Annotated in this window: 20 protein-coding genes; 18 read left to right on the top strand and 2 right to left on the bottom strand. The window is 53.9% G+C overall.

Annotated features, from left to right (window positions below):
* The first annotated feature begins 54 nt into the window (after nt 1–54).
* Nucleotides 55–540 (top strand): DUF421 domain-containing protein, encoded by a 486-nt coding sequence (locus tag EVJ21_RS07295; RefSeq protein ID WP_070328203.1) that lies wholly within the window; start codon nt 55–57, stop codon nt 538–540.
* A 47-nt stretch (nt 541–587) separates the two neighbouring features.
* On the opposite strand, the gene EVJ21_RS07290 is transcribed toward EVJ21_RS07295, so the two are convergent.
* Nucleotides 588–1,283, bottom strand: coding sequence for a C40 family peptidase (locus EVJ21_RS07290; protein WP_131490241.1), 696 nt, complete (start codon nt 1,281–1,283; stop codon nt 588–590).
* 378 nt (nt 1,284–1,661) lie between these two features.
* On the opposite strand from EVJ21_RS07290, the gene rho reads away from it, so the two are divergent.
* From rho to EVJ21_RS07240, 10 genes are all read left to right on the top strand, one after another.
* Nucleotides 1,662–3,002, top strand: coding sequence for a transcription termination factor Rho (rho, locus tag EVJ21_RS07285; RefSeq protein ID WP_070328201.1), 1,341 nt, complete (start codon nt 1,662–1,664; stop codon nt 3,000–3,002).
* 82 nt (nt 3,003–3,084) lie between these two features.
* Entirely contained in the window at nt 3,085–3,327 is a 243-nt protein-coding gene (locus EVJ21_RS07280) for a type B 50S ribosomal protein L31 (protein WP_021066109.1), read from the top strand.
* Between the two features lie 99 nt (nt 3,328–3,426).
* On the top strand, nt 3,427–4,650 hold the full coding sequence (locus EVJ21_RS07275; protein WP_070328200.1) for a cation:proton antiporter: 1,224 nt from the start codon (nt 3,427–3,429) through the stop codon (nt 4,648–4,650).
* A 116-nt stretch (nt 4,651–4,766) separates the two neighbouring features.
* On the top strand, nt 4,767–5,378 hold the full coding sequence (locus EVJ21_RS07270; protein WP_070328199.1) for a thymidine kinase: 612 nt from the start codon (nt 4,767–4,769) through the stop codon (nt 5,376–5,378).
* A gap of 112 nt (nt 5,379–5,490) precedes the next feature.
* Complete coding sequence (gene prfA / locus EVJ21_RS07265) at nt 5,491–6,561, top strand: peptide chain release factor 1 (protein WP_070328198.1); 1,071 nt, start codon at nt 5,491–5,493, stop codon at nt 6,559–6,561.
* Nucleotides 6,561–7,433 carry a peptide chain release factor N(5)-glutamine methyltransferase gene (gene prmC, locus EVJ21_RS07260; RefSeq protein ID WP_131464953.1) on the top strand — a complete coding sequence of 291 codons (873 nt, stop codon included), beginning with the start codon at nt 6,561–6,563 and terminating at the stop codon, nt 7,431–7,433. The genes prfA and prmC overlap by 1 nt, the downstream gene beginning before the upstream one ends.
* Nucleotides 7,399–8,409 carry an L-threonylcarbamoyladenylate synthase gene (locus tag EVJ21_RS07255; protein ID WP_131464606.1) on the top strand — a complete coding sequence of 337 codons (1,011 nt, stop codon included), beginning with the start codon at nt 7,399–7,401 and terminating at the stop codon, nt 8,407–8,409. The genes prmC and EVJ21_RS07255 overlap by 35 nt, the downstream gene beginning before the upstream one ends.
* Nucleotides 8,410–8,430: 21 nt before the next feature.
* Nucleotides 8,431–8,931, top strand: coding sequence for a low molecular weight protein arginine phosphatase (locus EVJ21_RS07250; RefSeq protein WP_083274052.1), 501 nt, complete (start codon nt 8,431–8,433; stop codon nt 8,929–8,931).
* A gap of 4 nt (nt 8,932–8,935) precedes the next feature.
* Entirely contained in the window at nt 8,936–9,376 is a 441-nt protein-coding gene (gene rpiB, locus EVJ21_RS07245) for a ribose 5-phosphate isomerase B (protein WP_070328195.1), read from the top strand.
* Complete coding sequence (locus tag EVJ21_RS07240) at nt 9,373–9,915, top strand: TIGR01440 family protein (RefSeq protein ID WP_370252014.1); 543 nt, start codon at nt 9,373–9,375, stop codon at nt 9,913–9,915. Before rpiB ends, EVJ21_RS07240 begins: the two co-directional genes overlap by 4 nt.
* Before the next feature lie 38 nt (nt 9,916–9,953).
* Here the strand turns inward: EVJ21_RS07240 and EVJ21_RS07235 are convergent, their stop codons facing one another.
* Nucleotides 9,954–10,739 (bottom strand): alpha/beta hydrolase, encoded by a 786-nt coding sequence (locus EVJ21_RS07235; protein WP_131464604.1) that lies wholly within the window; start codon nt 10,737–10,739, stop codon nt 9,954–9,956.
* Nucleotides 10,740–10,869: 130 nt separating this feature from the next.
* Here EVJ21_RS07235 and glyA point away from each other — a divergent pair, with 130 nt between their 5' ends.
* The 7 genes from glyA to EVJ21_RS07200 all read left to right on the top strand — a co-directional run bounded on the left by glyA (nt 10,870) and on the right by EVJ21_RS07200 (nt 17,645).
* Entirely contained in the window at nt 10,870–12,123 is a 1,254-nt protein-coding gene (gene glyA, locus EVJ21_RS07230) for a serine hydroxymethyltransferase (RefSeq protein ID WP_070328192.1), read from the top strand.
* Nucleotides 12,124–12,126: 3 nt separating this feature from the next.
* Nucleotides 12,127–13,059 (top strand): hypothetical protein, encoded by a 933-nt coding sequence (locus EVJ21_RS07225; protein ID WP_131490240.1) that lies wholly within the window; start codon nt 12,127–12,129, stop codon nt 13,057–13,059.
* A 108-nt stretch (nt 13,060–13,167) separates the two neighbouring features.
* Nucleotides 13,168–13,437, top strand: a complete 270-nt coding sequence (locus EVJ21_RS07220; protein WP_131464600.1) for a hypothetical protein — start codon at nt 13,168–13,170, stop codon at nt 13,435–13,437.
* A 72-nt stretch (nt 13,438–13,509) separates the two neighbouring features.
* Entirely contained in the window at nt 13,510–14,187 is a 678-nt protein-coding gene (locus EVJ21_RS07215) for a response regulator transcription factor (RefSeq protein WP_070328189.1), read from the top strand.
* A gap of 2 nt (nt 14,188–14,189) precedes the next feature.
* Complete coding sequence (locus EVJ21_RS07210; RefSeq protein ID WP_131490350.1) at nt 14,190–15,428, top strand: sensor histidine kinase; 1,239 nt, start codon at nt 14,190–14,192, stop codon at nt 15,426–15,428.
* A gap of 116 nt (nt 15,429–15,544) precedes the next feature.
* Complete coding sequence (locus EVJ21_RS07205) at nt 15,545–16,249, top strand: hypothetical protein (protein ID WP_236636573.1); 705 nt, start codon at nt 15,545–15,547, stop codon at nt 16,247–16,249.
* Between the two features lie 154 nt (nt 16,250–16,403).
* Nucleotides 16,404–17,645: a hypothetical protein gene (locus EVJ21_RS07200; RefSeq protein ID WP_131490238.1), complete on the top strand. Its 1,242-nt coding sequence runs from the start codon at nt 16,404–16,406 to the stop codon at nt 17,643–17,645.
* The last annotated feature ends 155 nt before the right edge of the window (nt 17,646–17,800 follow it).

Here is a 17,800-nt window from a genome sequence, read left to right as displayed (position 1 = left end):
AACGACGAGTACGCTTTCGAAGTGATTGTTCAAAAACAGAAAAGGGGGGAGACGATGGATCAACTCAAAACGATGGTGCAAATCATCTTGACAGGGATCGGGGCTTACTTCTCGATCATTTTCATATTACGTGTATCAGGAAAACGGACGCTCTCGAAAATGAACGCATTCGATTTTATCGTGACCGTTGCGCTCGGTTCGATCTTAGCGACGACGCTCACGAGCCGACAGACACCGCTACTGAATGGGCTCGTCGCTTTTGCCACGCTCGTCGCGTTGCAATACGTCATGGCGAAGCTGGCCAATCGGTCAAAACGAGTGAACGAGCTGATCAAATCGACACCGACGATGCTATATTATCGGGGGAGTTACTTAGAAGCGGAGATGCGTAAAGAACGCGTGCTCGAGATCGAAGTGCTCCAAGCCATCCGCTCGAGTGGGACCGCTCACGATAAAGTCGAGGCGGTCGTCCTTGAGACAGACGGGACGTTCTCGGTGTTGACGAGCACGGAAGCCGTTTTGCAAAACGTGCGTAAATGAAAAACGACTCGGTTCTGTTGAACCGAGTCGTTTGAGGTTTTATTGAATTAGAGGTACGTTCCAGCACCGACGTAACGTGGTGCCCAGTAACCTGATGTGAAGCTCGCGTATTTAACGCCGCCTGTTTCTGAGTTGATCATTTGTGTCTTGCTGATTGCCATACCGACGTGTTGGATCGTGCCGCCGTTATGTGAGAAGAACACGAGGTCGCCTGCTTGAATCGCTGACTTCGACAATTTTTTCGAGCTTGAGTATTGTGAGCGTGAATCACGTGGGATCGACTTGTTGATCGCTTTCTTGTAAACATGTCCTGTGTAACCAGAGCAGTCAAATCCAGCTGTTGTCGTTCCGCCGTAACGGTATGGTGTGCCAAGGTATTTCTTCGACTCGGCGACAAGTTTCGTACGAGCGCTTGAAGAAGAAGTCGTTGTCACTTTAGTAGCCGTTGCTGTGTTTGCTTTCAAGTACGTGTAAGTCGATGACGCTGAGATGTAACGGTGAGTCCCTTTGTAGTTGATCTTGTAGAACGAGCCAACTTTACCGAGGTATGTATAGCGTTGACCTTTATTCATCTTCGTGACGACTGACGAGCTGAGTGATGCTGATGTCCGAACGTTCAAGCCGTTGACTTTCGAGTAAGCGAATGTTCCAGTAGCTGCTTCTGCTTGTTCACCTGTTGTGAATGCAAGACCCGAGAAAGCGATAGTGGCGGCGACGATGATAGATGCGAAACGCTTTAACATAGTATAATTCCCTCCGTTTTTTAAAATAAAACCCTGTGAGTGTATATGATCGATGTGTGTTTACGATAGTTGAGCAAAAGGCGAGTTTGTTACCCGGTTTCCTCTGCAAATAAACTATATCATGCGTAAGACCGATGGCATTTTTCAATCACAAGTCAAAAATAGTTTTCTTGTAACATATTTGAAACAATATGGAGGCATAGAGACCTTTTTGTTACATAAGGAAGAGTACCGGACGTTAACTTTTAAAAATCAAGGGAATAGACTGATATGTAGCCGTTTATATAAAGTGACGGCATGATTGAATTGTGATTAGATGAATAAGAACTTTACAATTACTTTTCAAATATAGAATCACAAGAAAGACAGGTGACGTTTATGACGCAAAGTACAGAACCAGCTAAAAACTATACGCTTCGTGAACTCGAGACGAAGACGTTGAAAGAATTGTATGAAATCGCAAAAGAAGTGAATGTGCCTCAATATCGGGAAGCACGGAAACGTGAACTCATGTTCCGAATCTTAAAATCGCAAGCCGAATCGAAGGACCTCTACTTCCTCGAAGGCGTCCTTGAGATCATCCCTCCGAACCCGCAGTCACAAAATGAAGGTGGCTTCGGTTTCCTCCGACCGATCAACTACTCCCAATCGTCCGAAGACATCTATATCGCCGCTTCACAGATCCGCCGCTTTAGTTTGCGGAACGGGGATCTCGTCACCGGGAAAGTCCGGAAACCGAAAGAAAATGAACGTTTCCAAGGGCTCTTGAGCGTCGAGGCGGTCAACGGGGAAACGACCGATTCGACCCGGAACCGCGACTATTTCCCTGCGCTCACGCCGATCTATCCGGAAAAGCAAATGGTGCTCGAGACGGAGCCGAACCATCTATCGGTCCGTGTCATGGATATGATCGCACCGGTCGGCTTCGGACAACGTGGTTTGATCGTCGCCCCACCGAAAGCCGGGAAGACGTCTCTATTGAAGGAAGTCGCTAATTCAATCACGACGAACCACCCGAACGTTGAACTGATCATCCTATTGATCGACGAACGTCCGGAAGAAGTGACGGACATCCAACGTTCGGTGCCGGGGGCAGACGTCGCCTATTCGACGTTTGACGAGACACCGGAAAATCACACTCGCATCTCGGAGCTCGTGCTAGAGCGGGCGATGCGCCTCGTCGAACATAAGAAAGACGTCGTCATCTTGCTCGACTCGATCACTCGGTTGACGCGTGCCTATAACCTGTCCGTCCCGCCGAGCGGGCGTACGCTCTCGGGCGGGATCGATCCGGCAGCGTTCCACAAACCGAAGAAATTCTTCGGGGCGGCCCGGAACATCGAGGACGGCGGCAGTTTGACGATTCTCGGGACGGCGCTCATCGATACCGGTTCGCGGATGGATGACGTCATCTATGAAGAGTTCAAAGGAACCGGCAACATGGAGCTCCATCTCGACCGGAAGCTCGCGGAACGCCGTATCTTCCCGGCCATCGATATCCGTCGTTCGGGTACGCGAAAAGAAGAACTCCTCCTCGGCAAGGACGAGCTCGACTCACTTTGGACGATTCGTCGCACGATGAACGAGTCGCCGGACTTCGTCGATCAGTTCTTGCGTCGTGTGCGTGAAACGCAAACAAATCTCGACTTTTTTGCGGCGCTCGAGGCCGATAAGAAAAAGAGTCGCCGCCCGGTGAAAAAAACGAAAACGGACTTGTAAATACGTGAACCGGGTGCTATTATATTCTAGTGAACTTTCTCTAGGTTGAAAGAATACTTAGGGCAGAAGGAGTTGAAAAGCAATGAAACAAGGAATCCACCCAGAATACCGTAAAGTCGTATTCATGGACTCAACGACTGAGTTTAAATTCATCAGTGGTTCGACTCGTTACTCTAACGAAACGATCACGATGGAAGATGGTAACGAATACCCACTCATCCGTGTCGATGTATCTTCTGATTCGCACCCGTTCTACACAGGTCGCCAGAAATTCGCATCTGCGGACGGTCGTATCGAGCGCTTCAACAAGAAGTACCAACGTTAATCGTCAAGTTGTATGCACACCGCCTAGGGATTGCCCTTGGCGGTTTTTTGTTGTCCAAGCGAGGGTAAAGAGACGGAAGACTGACATGAGGGGGCTTCCATGGAGTATATATTGATTAGCATCAGCTTGTTGGTTGGCGTCGGGATCGTCTCGCAATGGTTGGCGTGGCGCTACCAAATTCCGGCGATTATCATCATGACGGTTGCCGGCGTGTTGGCCGGTCCGATCTTTGGTTTGTTTGAACCGCGAGAGTTGCTCGGTAATTTGTACAGCCCGATCATCTCGTTTGCGGTCGCGATCATATTATTTGAAGGTAGTTTAGGGCTTCATTTCAGCGAGATCAACCAATTCCGGCGTTCGATCGTCCGCATCGTGACAGCGGGTGTGACGTTGTCGTTCGTTGGGGCTTCGCTGTTGATTCAATACGTCGGCGGTCTCCATTGGGTCGTCGCTTGGACGATGGGAGCGCTATTCGTCGTCACCGGCCCGACGGTCGTCATCCCGTTGCTCAGGCAAGCCCATCTGAAAGATCGGGTCGGTGCCATCTTAAAGTGGGAAGGGATCATTGTCGACCCGGTCGGTGCGTTGCTCGGCCTGTTCGTGATTCGAATCGGCTACATCGTCTATGAAGGCATGGACTTGTGGGTACAATTGCTCTTTGCGGGAGCTTGTCTCGTCGGTATCGGTCTCGGTTACGTGTTCGGTCACGTCTTGATGGGCTGGTTCGTAGGTGAGAAGATTCCGCGGTACTTACGCGCTTCGGTGACGCTTACGGCCGTCTTGATCTTATTCTCTTTGAGCGAGTTTATGATGCATGAAGTCGGTCTCCTTGCCGTGACGGCGATGGGGATGACGATGGCGAACACGAAACTTCGCGATGAACAGATCATCGAGGAACTGCAGTCGTTCAAGGAAGACATCTCGATTTTGCTGATCTCATCCGTATTCATCTTGCTGACGGCGTCGCTGTCGCGTGAAGAACTATTGAATATCTTCCAGTGGCCATTGCTGTTGACGATTGCCGGCATCTTGTTTCTCGTTCGACCACTGGCAATCTATGTATCGACGCTTGGTGTGGGGCTTCCGCTCAAGGAGCGTGGGTTCATCGGCTGGATCGCGCCACGCGGCATCGTCGCGATGACGGTCGCAGGTTTTTTCGCGGAGGAAGTGGCTGGTCTCGGGATTGAGGATGCGTCACAGATGCTACCGCTCACGATCGGACTCGTCTTTACCTCGGTGACGTTGCATGGGCTGACGATTCGACCGCTCGCGCGCAAATTGAACTTGATCGATTATAAAAAAGAAGAAGAAGCGGAAGAGTGAAGAGAAATCGGGACGGGATGATGCCGTTCCGATTTTTGTTAGAAGTCAACCCTTTTCCTATGACTGAAAGATGGTTATAATCGGAAAGCGATTAACGATGGAGAGGGCGAAGTAGAATGATGCATGTGACGAACCGTTACGGTTGGATAGAAGTGATTTGTGGCAGTATGTTTTCTGGGAAGTCGGAGGAATTGATCCGCCGTGTCCGTCGGGCGCACTACGGTAAGATCCCGGTCCAAGTGTTCAAGCCGGCCATCGATGACCGCTACCACGAAGAGAACGTCGTCTCCCATAGCGGCAACTCGGTCGTGGCCGTCCCGACTCGAACGAGTCAAGATGTATACGATGCGGTGCGCGAAGAGACGCAAGTCATCGCCATCGACGAGGTGCAGTTCTTTGACGAGGGGATCGTCGACGTCATCGAGCAGTTGGCGTCAGAAGACAAACGTGTCATCTGCGCCGGACTCGATATGGACTTCCGTGGCGAACCGTTCACGATGATGCCGGAGCTCTTGTCGCGTGCCGAGTTCGTCACGAAGCTGCAGGCGATCTGTCTGTCGTGCGGCGCCCCGGCGTCTCGGACGCAGCGCTTGATCAACGGAGAACCGGCTCGCTTTGAGGACCCGGTCATCTTAGTCGGTGCCGCTGAGTCGTACGAACCGCGTTGCCGCCATTGTCATGACGTCCCGAACAAACCACGCCCGATCCGTCATACAGTAGCGGATTGAGGATTTTGTCGGTTCGCTCTAAGTATTCAATTTGTCGACGAACCGAGCTAGCTCGGTTCGTTTTTTGGTATAATGAAGAGAACGATTTGGTGAACAGAAAGGACGGATCATGATGTTTGACCGTTTAAGCGTTTTAGAAGAACGATATATGCAATTGAATGAGATGCTCGCTGACCCGGAAGTGCTCAGCGACTCGAATAAACTGCGTCAATATTCAAAAGAACAGTCTCAACTCGAGGAGACGGTACAAGCGTATCGACGCTATAAAGAGACGAGTACGGCCTACAAAGAAGCAAAAGCGATGTTAGAAGACCGAACGCTCGAATCCGATATGCGCGAACTCGCGAAAGAAGAGATGGCGCTGCTCGAACCAGTTGTGAAAGCGCTCGAAGCGAAGCTGCGCGTCCTGCTCATCCCAAAAGACCCGAACGACGACAAGAACGTCATCGTCGAGATTCGCGGGGCGGCCGGTGGTGACGAGGCGGCACTGTTTGCGGTCGACTTGTATAAGATGTACACCCGATTCGCCGAGCGTCAAAACTGGAAAGCCGAGCTGATCGACGCCAACTATACGGAACTCGGCGGCTTTAAAGAAGTGACGTTTTTGATCAACGGTGCCGGTGCCTACTCGAAACTGAAATTCGAGAATGGGGCACACCGTGTGCAACGCGTCCCGTCGACGGAGTCGGGTGGACGGATACACACGTCGACAGCTACCGTCGCGGTCTTGCCGGAAGCCGAAGACGTCGAAGTGCACATCGACATGAAAGACGTCCGCGTCGACACGTTCACGTCGTCAGGGCCGGGTGGTCAATCGGTCAACACGACCCAGTCGGCCGTGCGGTTGACACACATCCCGTCAGGACTCGTCGTGTCATGCCAAGACGAGAAATCACAGCATAAAAATAAAGATCGGGCGATGAAAGTCTTGCGGGCCCGCCTGTACGACAAGATGCAGCGCGAACACCTCGAAGAACTGTCGGCGCAGCGGAAGTCGGCCGTCGGGACGGGCGACCGTTCGGAGCGGATCCGGACGTATAACTTCCCGCAAAGCCGCGTGACCGACCACCGTATCGGCCTCACGCTTCAAAAACTCGACCGGGTGCTCGCCGGGGAGCTTGAAGACATCATTGATGCGCTCGTCATGGAAGATCAGGCCGGCTTGATGGAGGGTATGGAGTGATGCGGATTGCCGCAAGGTTGAAACAAGCGGAACGCATGCTCGTTGACGCGGGTCGTGACCCGTCGACTGCCGAATGGTGGCTCATGCACGTGCTCGGCGTCGACCGGACGGGTCTGATCGTTCGGTTATCCGAAGAACTCTCGGACGACGAAACAACTGCGTTCGAGTCCGGGCTCGAGCGACTGCTTGCCGGTGAGCCGGTCCAACATTTGATTGGTCAGGCCCCGTTCTACGGTCGGTCATTCGCTGTGAACCGGGATGTACTTATCCCGCGACCGGAGACCGAAGAGTTGATCGAATGGGTCGTTGAGCACGTCGGACCGATTGAAGACGACGCGATCGTCGACGTCGGCACGGGCAGTGGCGCCATCGCCATCACGCTCAGTCTCGAGCTCGGTGTCCGCGTCCAAACGGTCGATATTTCCCGGGAAGCGATTGCGGTGGCAAAACGTAACGCGGAAGTGCTTCGTGCCGATGTGACGTTTCATGAAGGGGATTGCCTCGGTCCGGTCGCGGACGACTCGATTCGGGTGCTCGTCTCAAATCCGCCTTACATCGAAGCTGATGAACTGCTCGATGAGACGGTCGCAGGGTACGAACCGCATCTCGCATTATTCGGGGGGGCGGACGGTCTCGAGTTCTACCGGAAAATCATCGCGGACTCAACACGCGTGCTACGTGCCGATTGGCAATTGATTGCGTTTGAAATCGGGTATAATCAAGGACAAGTTGTGAAATCGTACCTGTCCGAACGTTATCCTGAAGCAGAAACGGGTATTTTAAAAGATATAAACGGTAAAGACCGAATTGTCTACGCCGTGAGGGAAGGGATTGCGCATGGAAACGAAATGGATCAAGCCAACAGAAGTTGAGGAAGGGGTTCGTCTCTTGAAGATGGGCGAGGTGATCGCGATTCCGACAGAGACGGTGTACGGCCTCGCCGGGGATGCGACGAACGATATCGCCATCCGTAAGATTTTCGAGGCGAAAGGAAGACCATCGGACAACCCGCTCATCGTCCACGTGGCTACGGTCGAACAGGCCGAACATTTCGCGCAAACCATCCCGCCGGTAGCCAAACGCTTGATGGAAGCGTTTTGGCCCGGTGCCTTGACGATCATCTTACCGTCGAACGGTCGAGCGTCGTCACTCGTGACGGCCGGGCTCGACTCGATCGGCCTCCGCATGCCGGACCATCCGGCCGCACTCGAACTCATCCGCACGTCCGGTCTCGGTCTCGCGGCGCCGAGTGCGAACCGTTCAGGACGACCGTCACCGACATCGGCACAGCACGTAGCCGATGATTTGACCGGTCGGATCGCGGGTATTATGGATGGGGGACCGACAGGCATCGGCGTCGAGTCGACTGTGATCGACTGTACGACGGAACCGGTGACGATTTTGCGTCCCGGTGGCGTGACGAAAGAAGCGATCGAGGCCGTCATCGGGCCAGTTGCGCTCGATGCGAATTTGAGCGATGAAGCGGCCGCGCCCAGATCACCAGGAATGAAGTACACCCACTATGCCCCGACTGCACCTTTGTATTTAGTCGATGGCGGACGCGATGATCTCGTCCGTGCCATCACGATGCGGCAGGCGGCGGGCAAACGGATCGGCGCGCTCGTATTTGATGAAGCAACGACCCCGGCTGACGTCACGCTTTCTCTCGGTGACACGATGGAGATAGCGGCCCAGCGACTTTACGAGGCGTTGCGCAAATTCGATGAGACAGATGTAGAAGAGATTTACGTGAATCGGATTGAACCGACGGGAGTCGCTCTTGCCGTATATAATCGCTTGTATAAAGCGGCAGGCGGGAAGATCATCCGTCTAGAGGAAGAGGCTTAAGGACATGAGGAGGATCACGCGATGTCAATGAAACGCGTATTATTCATATGTAGTGGGAACACATGCCGAAGCCCGATGGCGATGGCCCTGCTCCGCTCGAAAGTGACAGGCGACGAATTTGATATTCGTTCGGCTGGAGTTCGGACGATGCAAGGGTTTGATGCCTCAGAAAACGCTCTTCAAGTATTACGTGAACGAGGGATTGAACTCGAACACGTGACGCAGACGTTCGACGACGTACTCGGACGTTGGGCAGACATCATTTTGACGATGACGCGGGCACACCGCGAACAGATTCGGGATACGTATCCGGATTTGGCCGATCGTACGTTCACATTATATGAGTTCGTGACCGGGCTCGAACGTGACATTAACGACCCGTTCGGAGGCTCGATGAACGTCTATCGCCAAGTCCGAAACGAACTCGAACCACTCGTCAATCGACTTGTGCTAAAATTGACGAATGACGGGTCAAAGGTGACGAAACCACCGAGACGCCTACCAAAGAAGACGGGGGAATGAACACATGAAAATTGCAATCGGCGCCGACCACGGCGGATTCAACTTAAAAAAAGACATCATTGGATTACTAGAAGAGCTTGGCCACGAGTATAAAGATTTCGGGACACACTCGGCCGAGTCGATCGATTATCCAGACGTAGCCATCCCGGTCGCTGAGGCTGTCGCTGCCGGCGAGTTCGACCGCGGCATCTTGATTTGCGGCACAGGGATCGGTATCGGCATTGCGGCGAACAAAGTTAAAGGGATCCGCGCAGCACTCGTTCACGACTCGTTCAGCGCCAAGGCGACACGTCAACACAACGACTCGAACATCATGACGATGGGCGAGCGTGTCGTCGGACCGGGGCTCGCGATTGACTTGGTGGCGACGTGGCTCGATACAGATTTCGAGGGCGGACGTCACTCGAACCGTGTCGACAAAATGAGCGCTTACGAAACGAAGTGACCGTGATGAAAGCTGAACTTTCGAACCTGCTGTTGGAGCTGCACGAACGCTTTCCGCTCGATGAGGACAAGATCCTCATCATCGGCTGTTCGACGAGCGAAGTCATCGGCAAGACGATTGGGAAAGCCGGATCGATCGATGTGGCGTCGGAATTCATCGAAGCGTTTCTCGCGTTTCGTGACAAGACGGGCGTCCATCTGGCGTTTCAAGGGTGCGAGCACATTAACCGTGCCCTCACCGTCGAGCGTCGGACGCAGAAGCAGTTCGGTCTGACCGAAGTGACCGTCGTCCCGGTCCGCTCAGCGGGTGGGGCGATGGCGGAGAAAGCGTATGAGCGCCTCAACGCGCCGTGCGTCGTCGAATCGATTCAAGCGGACGCTGGGATCGACATCGGATCGACGTTGATCGGCATGCACTTGAAGCCGGTCGCGATCCCGGTCCGGTTATCGGCGAAACAGCTCGGCGAGGCGTACGTCACGTTCGCCGTCACAAGACCGAAACTAATCGGTGGCCCTCGGGCGCACTATCCAGCGAAATAACAAAGACAGCCGGTCATAGCGACCGGCTGTCTTTTGCGTTATACGTCTTCACTGAACAGATACGATACGACCATCGGGAAACGTTCGCGCCAGGCGAGTTCGTTGTGCACACCTTCTTCGATGACTTCGAAACGCAAGTGATCGACTTTGTCGCGTAGTAAGGCGTAGACGCGCTCGCTCGACTCGAGATACATCTCGTTCGTCGGCCCATCCTCTGACGGCTGTTCGACTTCTTTACGGCCGACGTCCATATATAGTCGCTCGATACCTTTCAAATCACTCGACTCGATCAACTGCTCGAGTTCGGTCTGGTTGAACCAGAACGCTGACGACAAGGAAGCGACGCGTTTGAAGATGTCCGGATAGACGGAGGCGGCATACACCGAGATGAGGCCGCCCATCGAACTGCCAATCATCCCGGTCTCGTCTGGTTTCGTCCGATACGCGTCGTCAATCATCGGCTTCAGCTCTTGGGCGATATATTCGATGTAGGCCGAGCCTTGGCCGCCTAGTGTCAATTCTCGACCATAGAGCGCTTCCCCGACGAACGGATTTTCCCAAGGGCCGTATTCGTCGAGGCGCATTTCACCCGGTGCGCTATCGATGGCGACGACGATCAAGTCGCGCTTTGAGGCGTCCAAATACTCTCCGACGCGCCAGCTCATATTGTAGCTCGCGTCCGCGTCGTCGAACGCGTTCTGTCCGTCGTGCATGTAGAGCACCGGGTAGCGCTTGTCCGTCAGCTCGTAGTCGTTAGGTGTATAAATCCGGACCGTCCGCTCGCGCTCGAACGGGGTAATCGTCACTTGTCTCGTCTCAATCATAATTATCCTCCTCTAATGTTCTTCTTCAATACCATACCCAACTTTGAGCCCGATTATGACGATACCCAAAAAAACGAGCATATGGTACGATGGGGTTGTTGATTTTTAGACATTCAGAGGGGGTTTCAACATGGTAAACACGACGAAGTTGAAAGTGCAGGATGCGGAATTGTTTGAAGCGATGCAACACGAGCTCGCCCGTCAACGGGAGAACATCGAACTAATCGCCTCGGAGAACTTTGTCTCAGAAGCGGTCATGGAAGCGCAAGGCGGGGTTCTCACGAACAAATACGCCGAAGGTTACCCAGGTCGCCGTTACTACGGTGGTTGTGAGTTCGTCGACGTGGCCGAAAACTTGGCACGCGACCGGGCGAAGGAACTGTTCGGTGCAGAACACGCCAACGTCCAGCCGCATTCGGGTGCGCAAGCGAACATGGCCGTCTACTTCACGGTGCTTGAAGCGGGCGACACGGTGCTCGGCATGAACTTGTCGCACGGTGGCCATTTGACGCACGGAAGTCCGGTCAACTTCTCGGGCGTCCAGTACAACTTCGTCGAGTACGGTGTGGACAAAGACACAGAACACATCGACTATGACGTCGTCGCAGCCCTCGCGAAAGAACATAAACCAAAACTGATCGTCGCCGGAGCGTCAGCATACCCGCGGACGATCGATTTCGCCAAGTTCCGTGAAATCGCCGACAGCGTCGACGCCTATCTCATGGTCGATATGGCCCACATCGCCGGACTCGTCGCGGCCGGACTCCATCCGAACCCAGTCGAGCACGCGCACTTCGTGACGACGACGACGCACAAGACGCTTCGCGGCCCGCGCGGCGGGATGATCCTTTGTAAAGAAGAGTTCGCCAAAGCAATCGATAAGTCAATTTTCCCTGGTATTCAAGGCGGCCCGCTCATGCACGTCATCGCCGCGAAAGCGGTGGCGTTCGGAGAGGCGCTCCAACCGGAGTTTAAAGACTATCAGGCGCAAGTCATCAAAAACGCACAAGTGCTCGCGCAAGGTTTAGAAGAAGAAGGGCTCCGCATCGTATCGGGCGGTACGGACAACCATCTCCTCCTCGTCGACCTCCGTGGCATCGATATTACCGGTAAAGCGGCCGAGCATGCGCTCGATGCAGCCGGTATCACGGTCAACAAGAACACGATCCCGTTCGACCCGGCATCACCGTTCGTCACGAGCGGGATCCGTCTCGGGACGGCAGCGATGACGACACGCGGTTTGAAAGAAGACGACATGCGTGAAGTCGCTCGTCTGATCGGTCGTGTCCTGACAAACCATGAAGATGAAGCAGTGCTCGCCGAGGCGCACGAAGACGTACGTGCCTTGACGGCGAAATTCTCGCTCTATCCTGAACGAGGCTGACGAATGGACGCACGGACACTAGCAGAACGGGAACTTGCAGAACTGCCGCTCATCGATATGACGGAATGGCTCATCCGAAAAGGAGAGCATGACCCGACGTTCCGTCTCGTCGCGAACGAGTTTGGCGTCGTGATGACGCTCCTTGACCACGGCTATTACGTCGAGGCGAGCGAACGGATTGTGCCGCTTCTCGGGATGAAAGTGCCGGCAGCGTTCCATCGGCTCGGACTCGCGCTCGAAATGAAAGCGAACGGAAAGAAGGCGGCCAAGCGCCGCTTTCGTTCGTTGTCGCCAGCCGTCATGCAGCATGCGGACCTCTCGCCATGGCGTGACGTCTTTAAATGGGACAAGAAGTGGCTCGGACTACCGGCTGTCGTCGCGTTGGCGCTTGTCGCCCTCGCATTTTGGCCTGAAGCGACTCCACCCGCCGTACCGGTGACTGAAGACGCGCCACGGGTCGAGACGGTGACCGAGGACGAGGCGCTCGCCAAACGGCTAGAAGAGCTCGAGCAAGAAGTCGCCCGTCTCGAGGAAGCGAACGAGGCGTTGCAGACGGAAGAAGCGCCGGTCGAAGAGGAAGCGTCGGCGACACAACAAGTCATTCCGCTTGCGGATGTCGAGACGCTCGTCCAAGACAAGCGCTATAAAGAGGCGGACGCCCTCCTCGAAGGCACGCCGAAAGCCGGGCAAGAACAGGCCGTCGGCTTCTATCGCCTCCTCGTCGACAACAAGCTCGGAGAAGCAGAAGTGTCGGACTATGCGGCGTACGTCGAAACGTACCCGGAATCGGGCTACAAGACAGACGTCCTGTGGATGAAGGGCATCGCTGAGAAGAAGGCCGGGGACGAAGCGTACCGGACGACGCTCGCCGAAGTCGCCGCGATGGAAGGCACATATTGGGCACCGATTGCGAAATCGGTACTAGAAGACGAATGAGGTTGCGGCCATGCCGCAACCTTTTTCTCATCAAATTCTAATCTGGTTCACCAACGTTTCTCAACCCGCTCCCGTACAGTAAAGAAAAAGAAGTAGGGGGAGAGGCACATGCAACGCAGTACAACAGGTAAAGTCGCCCGATTCATGAAAGGCGCAATCATCGGGGCGCTCGCACTCACATTGATGGCAGCCGGAGTGGCAGGATTTTTGATTTTCACCCTGACCGGAAATGCCTGGCTCGATCAAATCGTTCAATTCGGAACTGACGTGTCGTTCCAAGCGGAGGGAATCGAATCCTCGTTTGAACGCTTCAGCGACTCGATCGAGCTTCGCGTCGAACAAGCGATTCCAGAAGCGGTTCGTCCGTTTTTCGACTGATGAATCCGGGAACAGAATAAGGATGCGTCGGGCGGACTGCTCGGCGCTTTTTTTCAAGAAAGGATGAACTATATGCCGACAATCCTCGTCGTAGAAGACGATGCCAAAATTGCCAGACTGCTTGAACTTGAACTGATGCACGCCGGCTATCAAGTCGAGGTCACCCACGACGGACGCAGCGGGCTTGAACGAGCGCTCGCCGGGGGGATCGACTTGATGCTTTTAGACGTGATGCTTCCGCAAATGAGCGGGCTCGAGGTCGTCCGTCGGGTGAAGGAAGAACAACCGCTGCTCCCGGTCTTGATGGTGACGGCGCGGGGCGACCGGTACGATAAAGTGAGCGGGCTCGACCTTGGGGCGGATGATTACATCACAAAACCGTTCGAGATGGAGGAACTGCTTGCCCGGATCCGTGCATTTTTGCGGATGCGCCAGCACGTCCATGTCGATGCGACTGAACGTGTTTTGTCCTATGAGGGACTCACGGTCGACGTTAACCGGCATGAGGTGACGTGCGAGGGACAGAAAGTCGAGTTGACTCGTCGTGAATTCGATTTGATCGTCTATTTGCTCGAGCATCCGGAACGCGTGCTCACGCGCGACCAACTCGTCGAGCACGTCTGGGGTTTCGACTATTATGGGGACACGAACGTCGTCGACGTATACGTGCGTTACTTACGGAAGAAACTCGGAGGTTCTTGGATTCAGACGGTACGAGGCGTCGGCTATATGCTGAAGCGTGGTGAGTGAGTATGAAATTACGGACGAAAATCGCCCTCGGGATGGCCGGGTTCATGCTGTTTTTACTCATCACGTCGTTCGGGGTCGCCTGGATCGTCTCGCGCCAGCAAATCGTCGACGCCCGCTATGACGTGCTCCGTCAAGCGCTCAGTCTGCTCGAAGAGGATGAGCGGAACCGTCAGGCCGTGCTGTCGCTGCATGAGGACAGTGTCGTCCTCGAGCGACAGAGCAATGGCGATTGGGGCATCACCGGCGGGCAGGCGGCAGACGGTTTGAGTTTTCCCATCAATTTTGGGGAGCCGGCACTGATTGATGACTGGTTCGTCATCGCCACGTCGAACGGTCTCGGTTTCGCCTTTCAAGACGCGGCGGTAAGTGAGACGCTACAGACGCTCGCGACGATTTTCCTCGTCATTTTCTTGATTGCGGTGGCGATGACGTTCGTCGGAAGTTTATGGATTGTGCGCCAAGGACTCGATCCGCTCCGGCGGCTCGAGTCGACGATGGGCCGGATCACGGAATCAGGGACCCTCGAGACGATTGACGTCGGTCCGAATCAAGATGAGGTGTCGACGCTCGCGACAGGGTTCAATCAGATGATTGCCCGTGTCGAAGGGTCGATGGAGCAACAACGCCGTTTCGTCGCGGATGTTTCACATGAACTCAAAACCCCGCTCACCGTTATTGAAGGGTACGCCAAGTTGCTCAGACGTTGGGGTCAACATGACCCCGTCGTACGCGACGAGGCGATTGATCATATTTTGACCGAGTCGAGACAGATGCGGGAGGACTTGATTGAACCGATGCTTGAACTGAGTCGCTTCGCCGCTTTAGAGGACATCGAAGTCGAACAGATCGATTTGAGCGATCTCGCGCTCCAACTTGAAGAACGGTTCGAACGGTCGCACGGAAAACACGTCCCGATCGACGCGGCAGGGAGTTGGGCTGGACATCGTGACTCGTTGCAGCGATTGATTGTCATCTTCATCGATAACAGCTTGAAGTACGCGACCGACACGAGCGTAACGATGACATCAAATCGGATTGAGGTGCGTGACCATGGGACAACTCTGACCGAGGAGGCGCGTGCGCGGTTGTTCGACCGGTTCTATCGGCTTGATGAGGCGCGCGACCGGAGCGGCAGCGGTCTCGGGCTTGCCATCGCCAAAGAAGTCGCCGACTTGAACGGTTGGAAGGTTGGGAGTTACGCGAACGCGCCGGACGGGAGCATATTCTTCGTCACCAAATGAGGAAAGTTTCTCAGGCACTCATCATTTTCTAATGAAATCCTCGTGGTGCTCTAACGTCAACGTTCTATGATGAAGGTGTAGAGAAGGAACAGCACATGGAACGAGGAGGAAACATCATGAAATTACTTGGGTGGATTTTAGGGGTCGGCCTGGCCGTACTCGCTGTCGCAGGGATCGGATTGTATGTCGCGAACGACAAGACGGATACGGTCATCATCCCACGCGCCATCGATAGTGCCAATAGTGGAACCGACGACGCTGCGAAGGAAGCTGCCGCTACTTCCGAATCGAACGCATCTTCAAGTGACGTGCCCGTCCGTTCGGTCGACGATGACGACTATGAACTATACGGGACGCTCGTCAGCTTGTCAGATCAGGACGTGACGATCAGCTTTAGCGGAAAAGAATCGACGTACCCACTTGCGGCACGCCATGAGATCGATGACGACACCCCGAAAGCCGGTGACCGTGTCAAACTCGAGTTCAATCAAAACAATGAAGTGAAAGAAGTCGACCGGGAGAGCGACGACTTCGACATTTACGGTAGTTTCGTCAGCCTCTCGGATCGAGACGTCGTCATTGAGCGTGACGGGAAGCAAGTGACGTACCCACTCGCCGCTCGCTATGAAATCGATGATGAGATGCCAACAGCCGGTGATCGCGTCAAACTTGAATTGAACATGCAAGAGCAAGTCAAAGAGATCGAACGTGATGATGACCGTAGCAGCGCAGATGATCGCGATGACGCTAGCGATGATAGTGATGACGGTCGGGATGACAATCAAGATGATCAAGATGACGACCAAGATGATGACAATTGATGAACGAACGGGTGCCCGCTGGAGGCACCCGTTTTTGATTCGTAATATTTCTGCAAACATAATCGATTCGTATCTTATGATATGATGGAGAGGGAATTTATGCCAACATAACATAATACATATAACGACGATGTAGGGAGAGGGGAGACGAGTGATGAGACTGAGTTGGACTGCCCTGCTCGCCCTCTGTTGCCTCAGCGGTTGTGGTTCGAAAGAAGAGATTAACGCCCTCGCGTTACGCCCGCTCGAAGCGTACGTGACGAATCAGGATGAGCAGGAACACATTTTACCGGAAACAGAGAAGCGACTGCTCGCTTATTGTCGACAACAAACGACGGAACGGCTCCCGTCACGCCGGGGCGAGGTGGCTGAAGTGACGTTTCGCCATCCGCTGTATGCAGAGCTCGGCAGTCAGACGATTAAGTATTGGGTGAGCGGTGACGACCGTTATTTGTCTTGTGCGAACAGCCACGAACAAATTGAGCGGACGTTCCGGATTGACCCCGTCAACGAATTCGAGTCGCTCATCTCGAGTGAACTAGTCGAGACCGACGTCGGAGAGGCGGTCTCGTTTTATCCGGAACCCGATGTCGCAAAAATCGTCAACTTGTTCCGGGTGAATCAAGCGCATGAAACAATCGTCCCGGGATCGACATTCCGCTACCAGACGCCGGACAGCGGTTCGTTGTACGTGACGTATGAGGTGATGCGGAACGGCCGGACGCTCGACCGGACGATTGAACCGGGGCTGTTCGTATTCAAGAGCGGAAAGAATGACGGATACGCTTTCCTCACGAAGTTAGCGGATGGCAGGGTAGCGCTACAGATGGGTACGGAATCGTCGTGGGAACGCACCGTTCTTCCAAGCGCCTTCACCGGAAAGTATGTATATACCGATTCGACAACTGATGTGTTCACGCTCGATCATTCAAAACGCCAACTGTTGAAACGAGTCGTGCTTGCTGAACAGCCGATTGGAGACGTAAGCGACGCCACCTCGCTCACATTGTCTAAACAATATGATGCGGTCATCGAAGTTTGGGGCAGTGTCAGACGGCCGATGACCACGAAGCTGATGAGTTCGTCCGCTCGTTCGGTGAAGACGAAGCTCGCCACGTACGAGACGAAGGGGAAGACGTCATATCTAGATGGACCGAATACGCAAGAGCTGTTCGAACTCCTGACGCATGTGACAGGCGGAGACAAGTCAGAAGCAGCCGTCCAACACGGGATACTCTCCTTGTACGAACACTTACAAGAGCAACATTTCGAGGTTTGGGTCGAACCTGGGGATCAACGGGTCTACCTCATCGACCTGACGACGAAACAAACGTACGCAATCGACCTGATGCGGCTCGAGGAATTGTTGAATCGATCGATTCGATATAATAGCTGAACTAGATATATTACCCGCTTTATGACAAGACTATGTCATGAAGCGGTTTTTTTGTCGTTAAATTGACACTATATTTTGCTGGAAAACTATCCTATAATTTTTTTTGCGAAGGTTCAACATTACATACATGAATCCGATACAACTATAAAACACAC

Source organism: Exiguobacterium sp. SH0S2 (assembly GCF_004337185.1).
Lineage (GTDB): Bacteria > Bacillota > Bacilli > Exiguobacteriales > Exiguobacteriaceae > Exiguobacterium > Exiguobacterium aurantiacum_A.
This window is presented reverse-complemented; position numbering and strand designations above follow the sequence as displayed.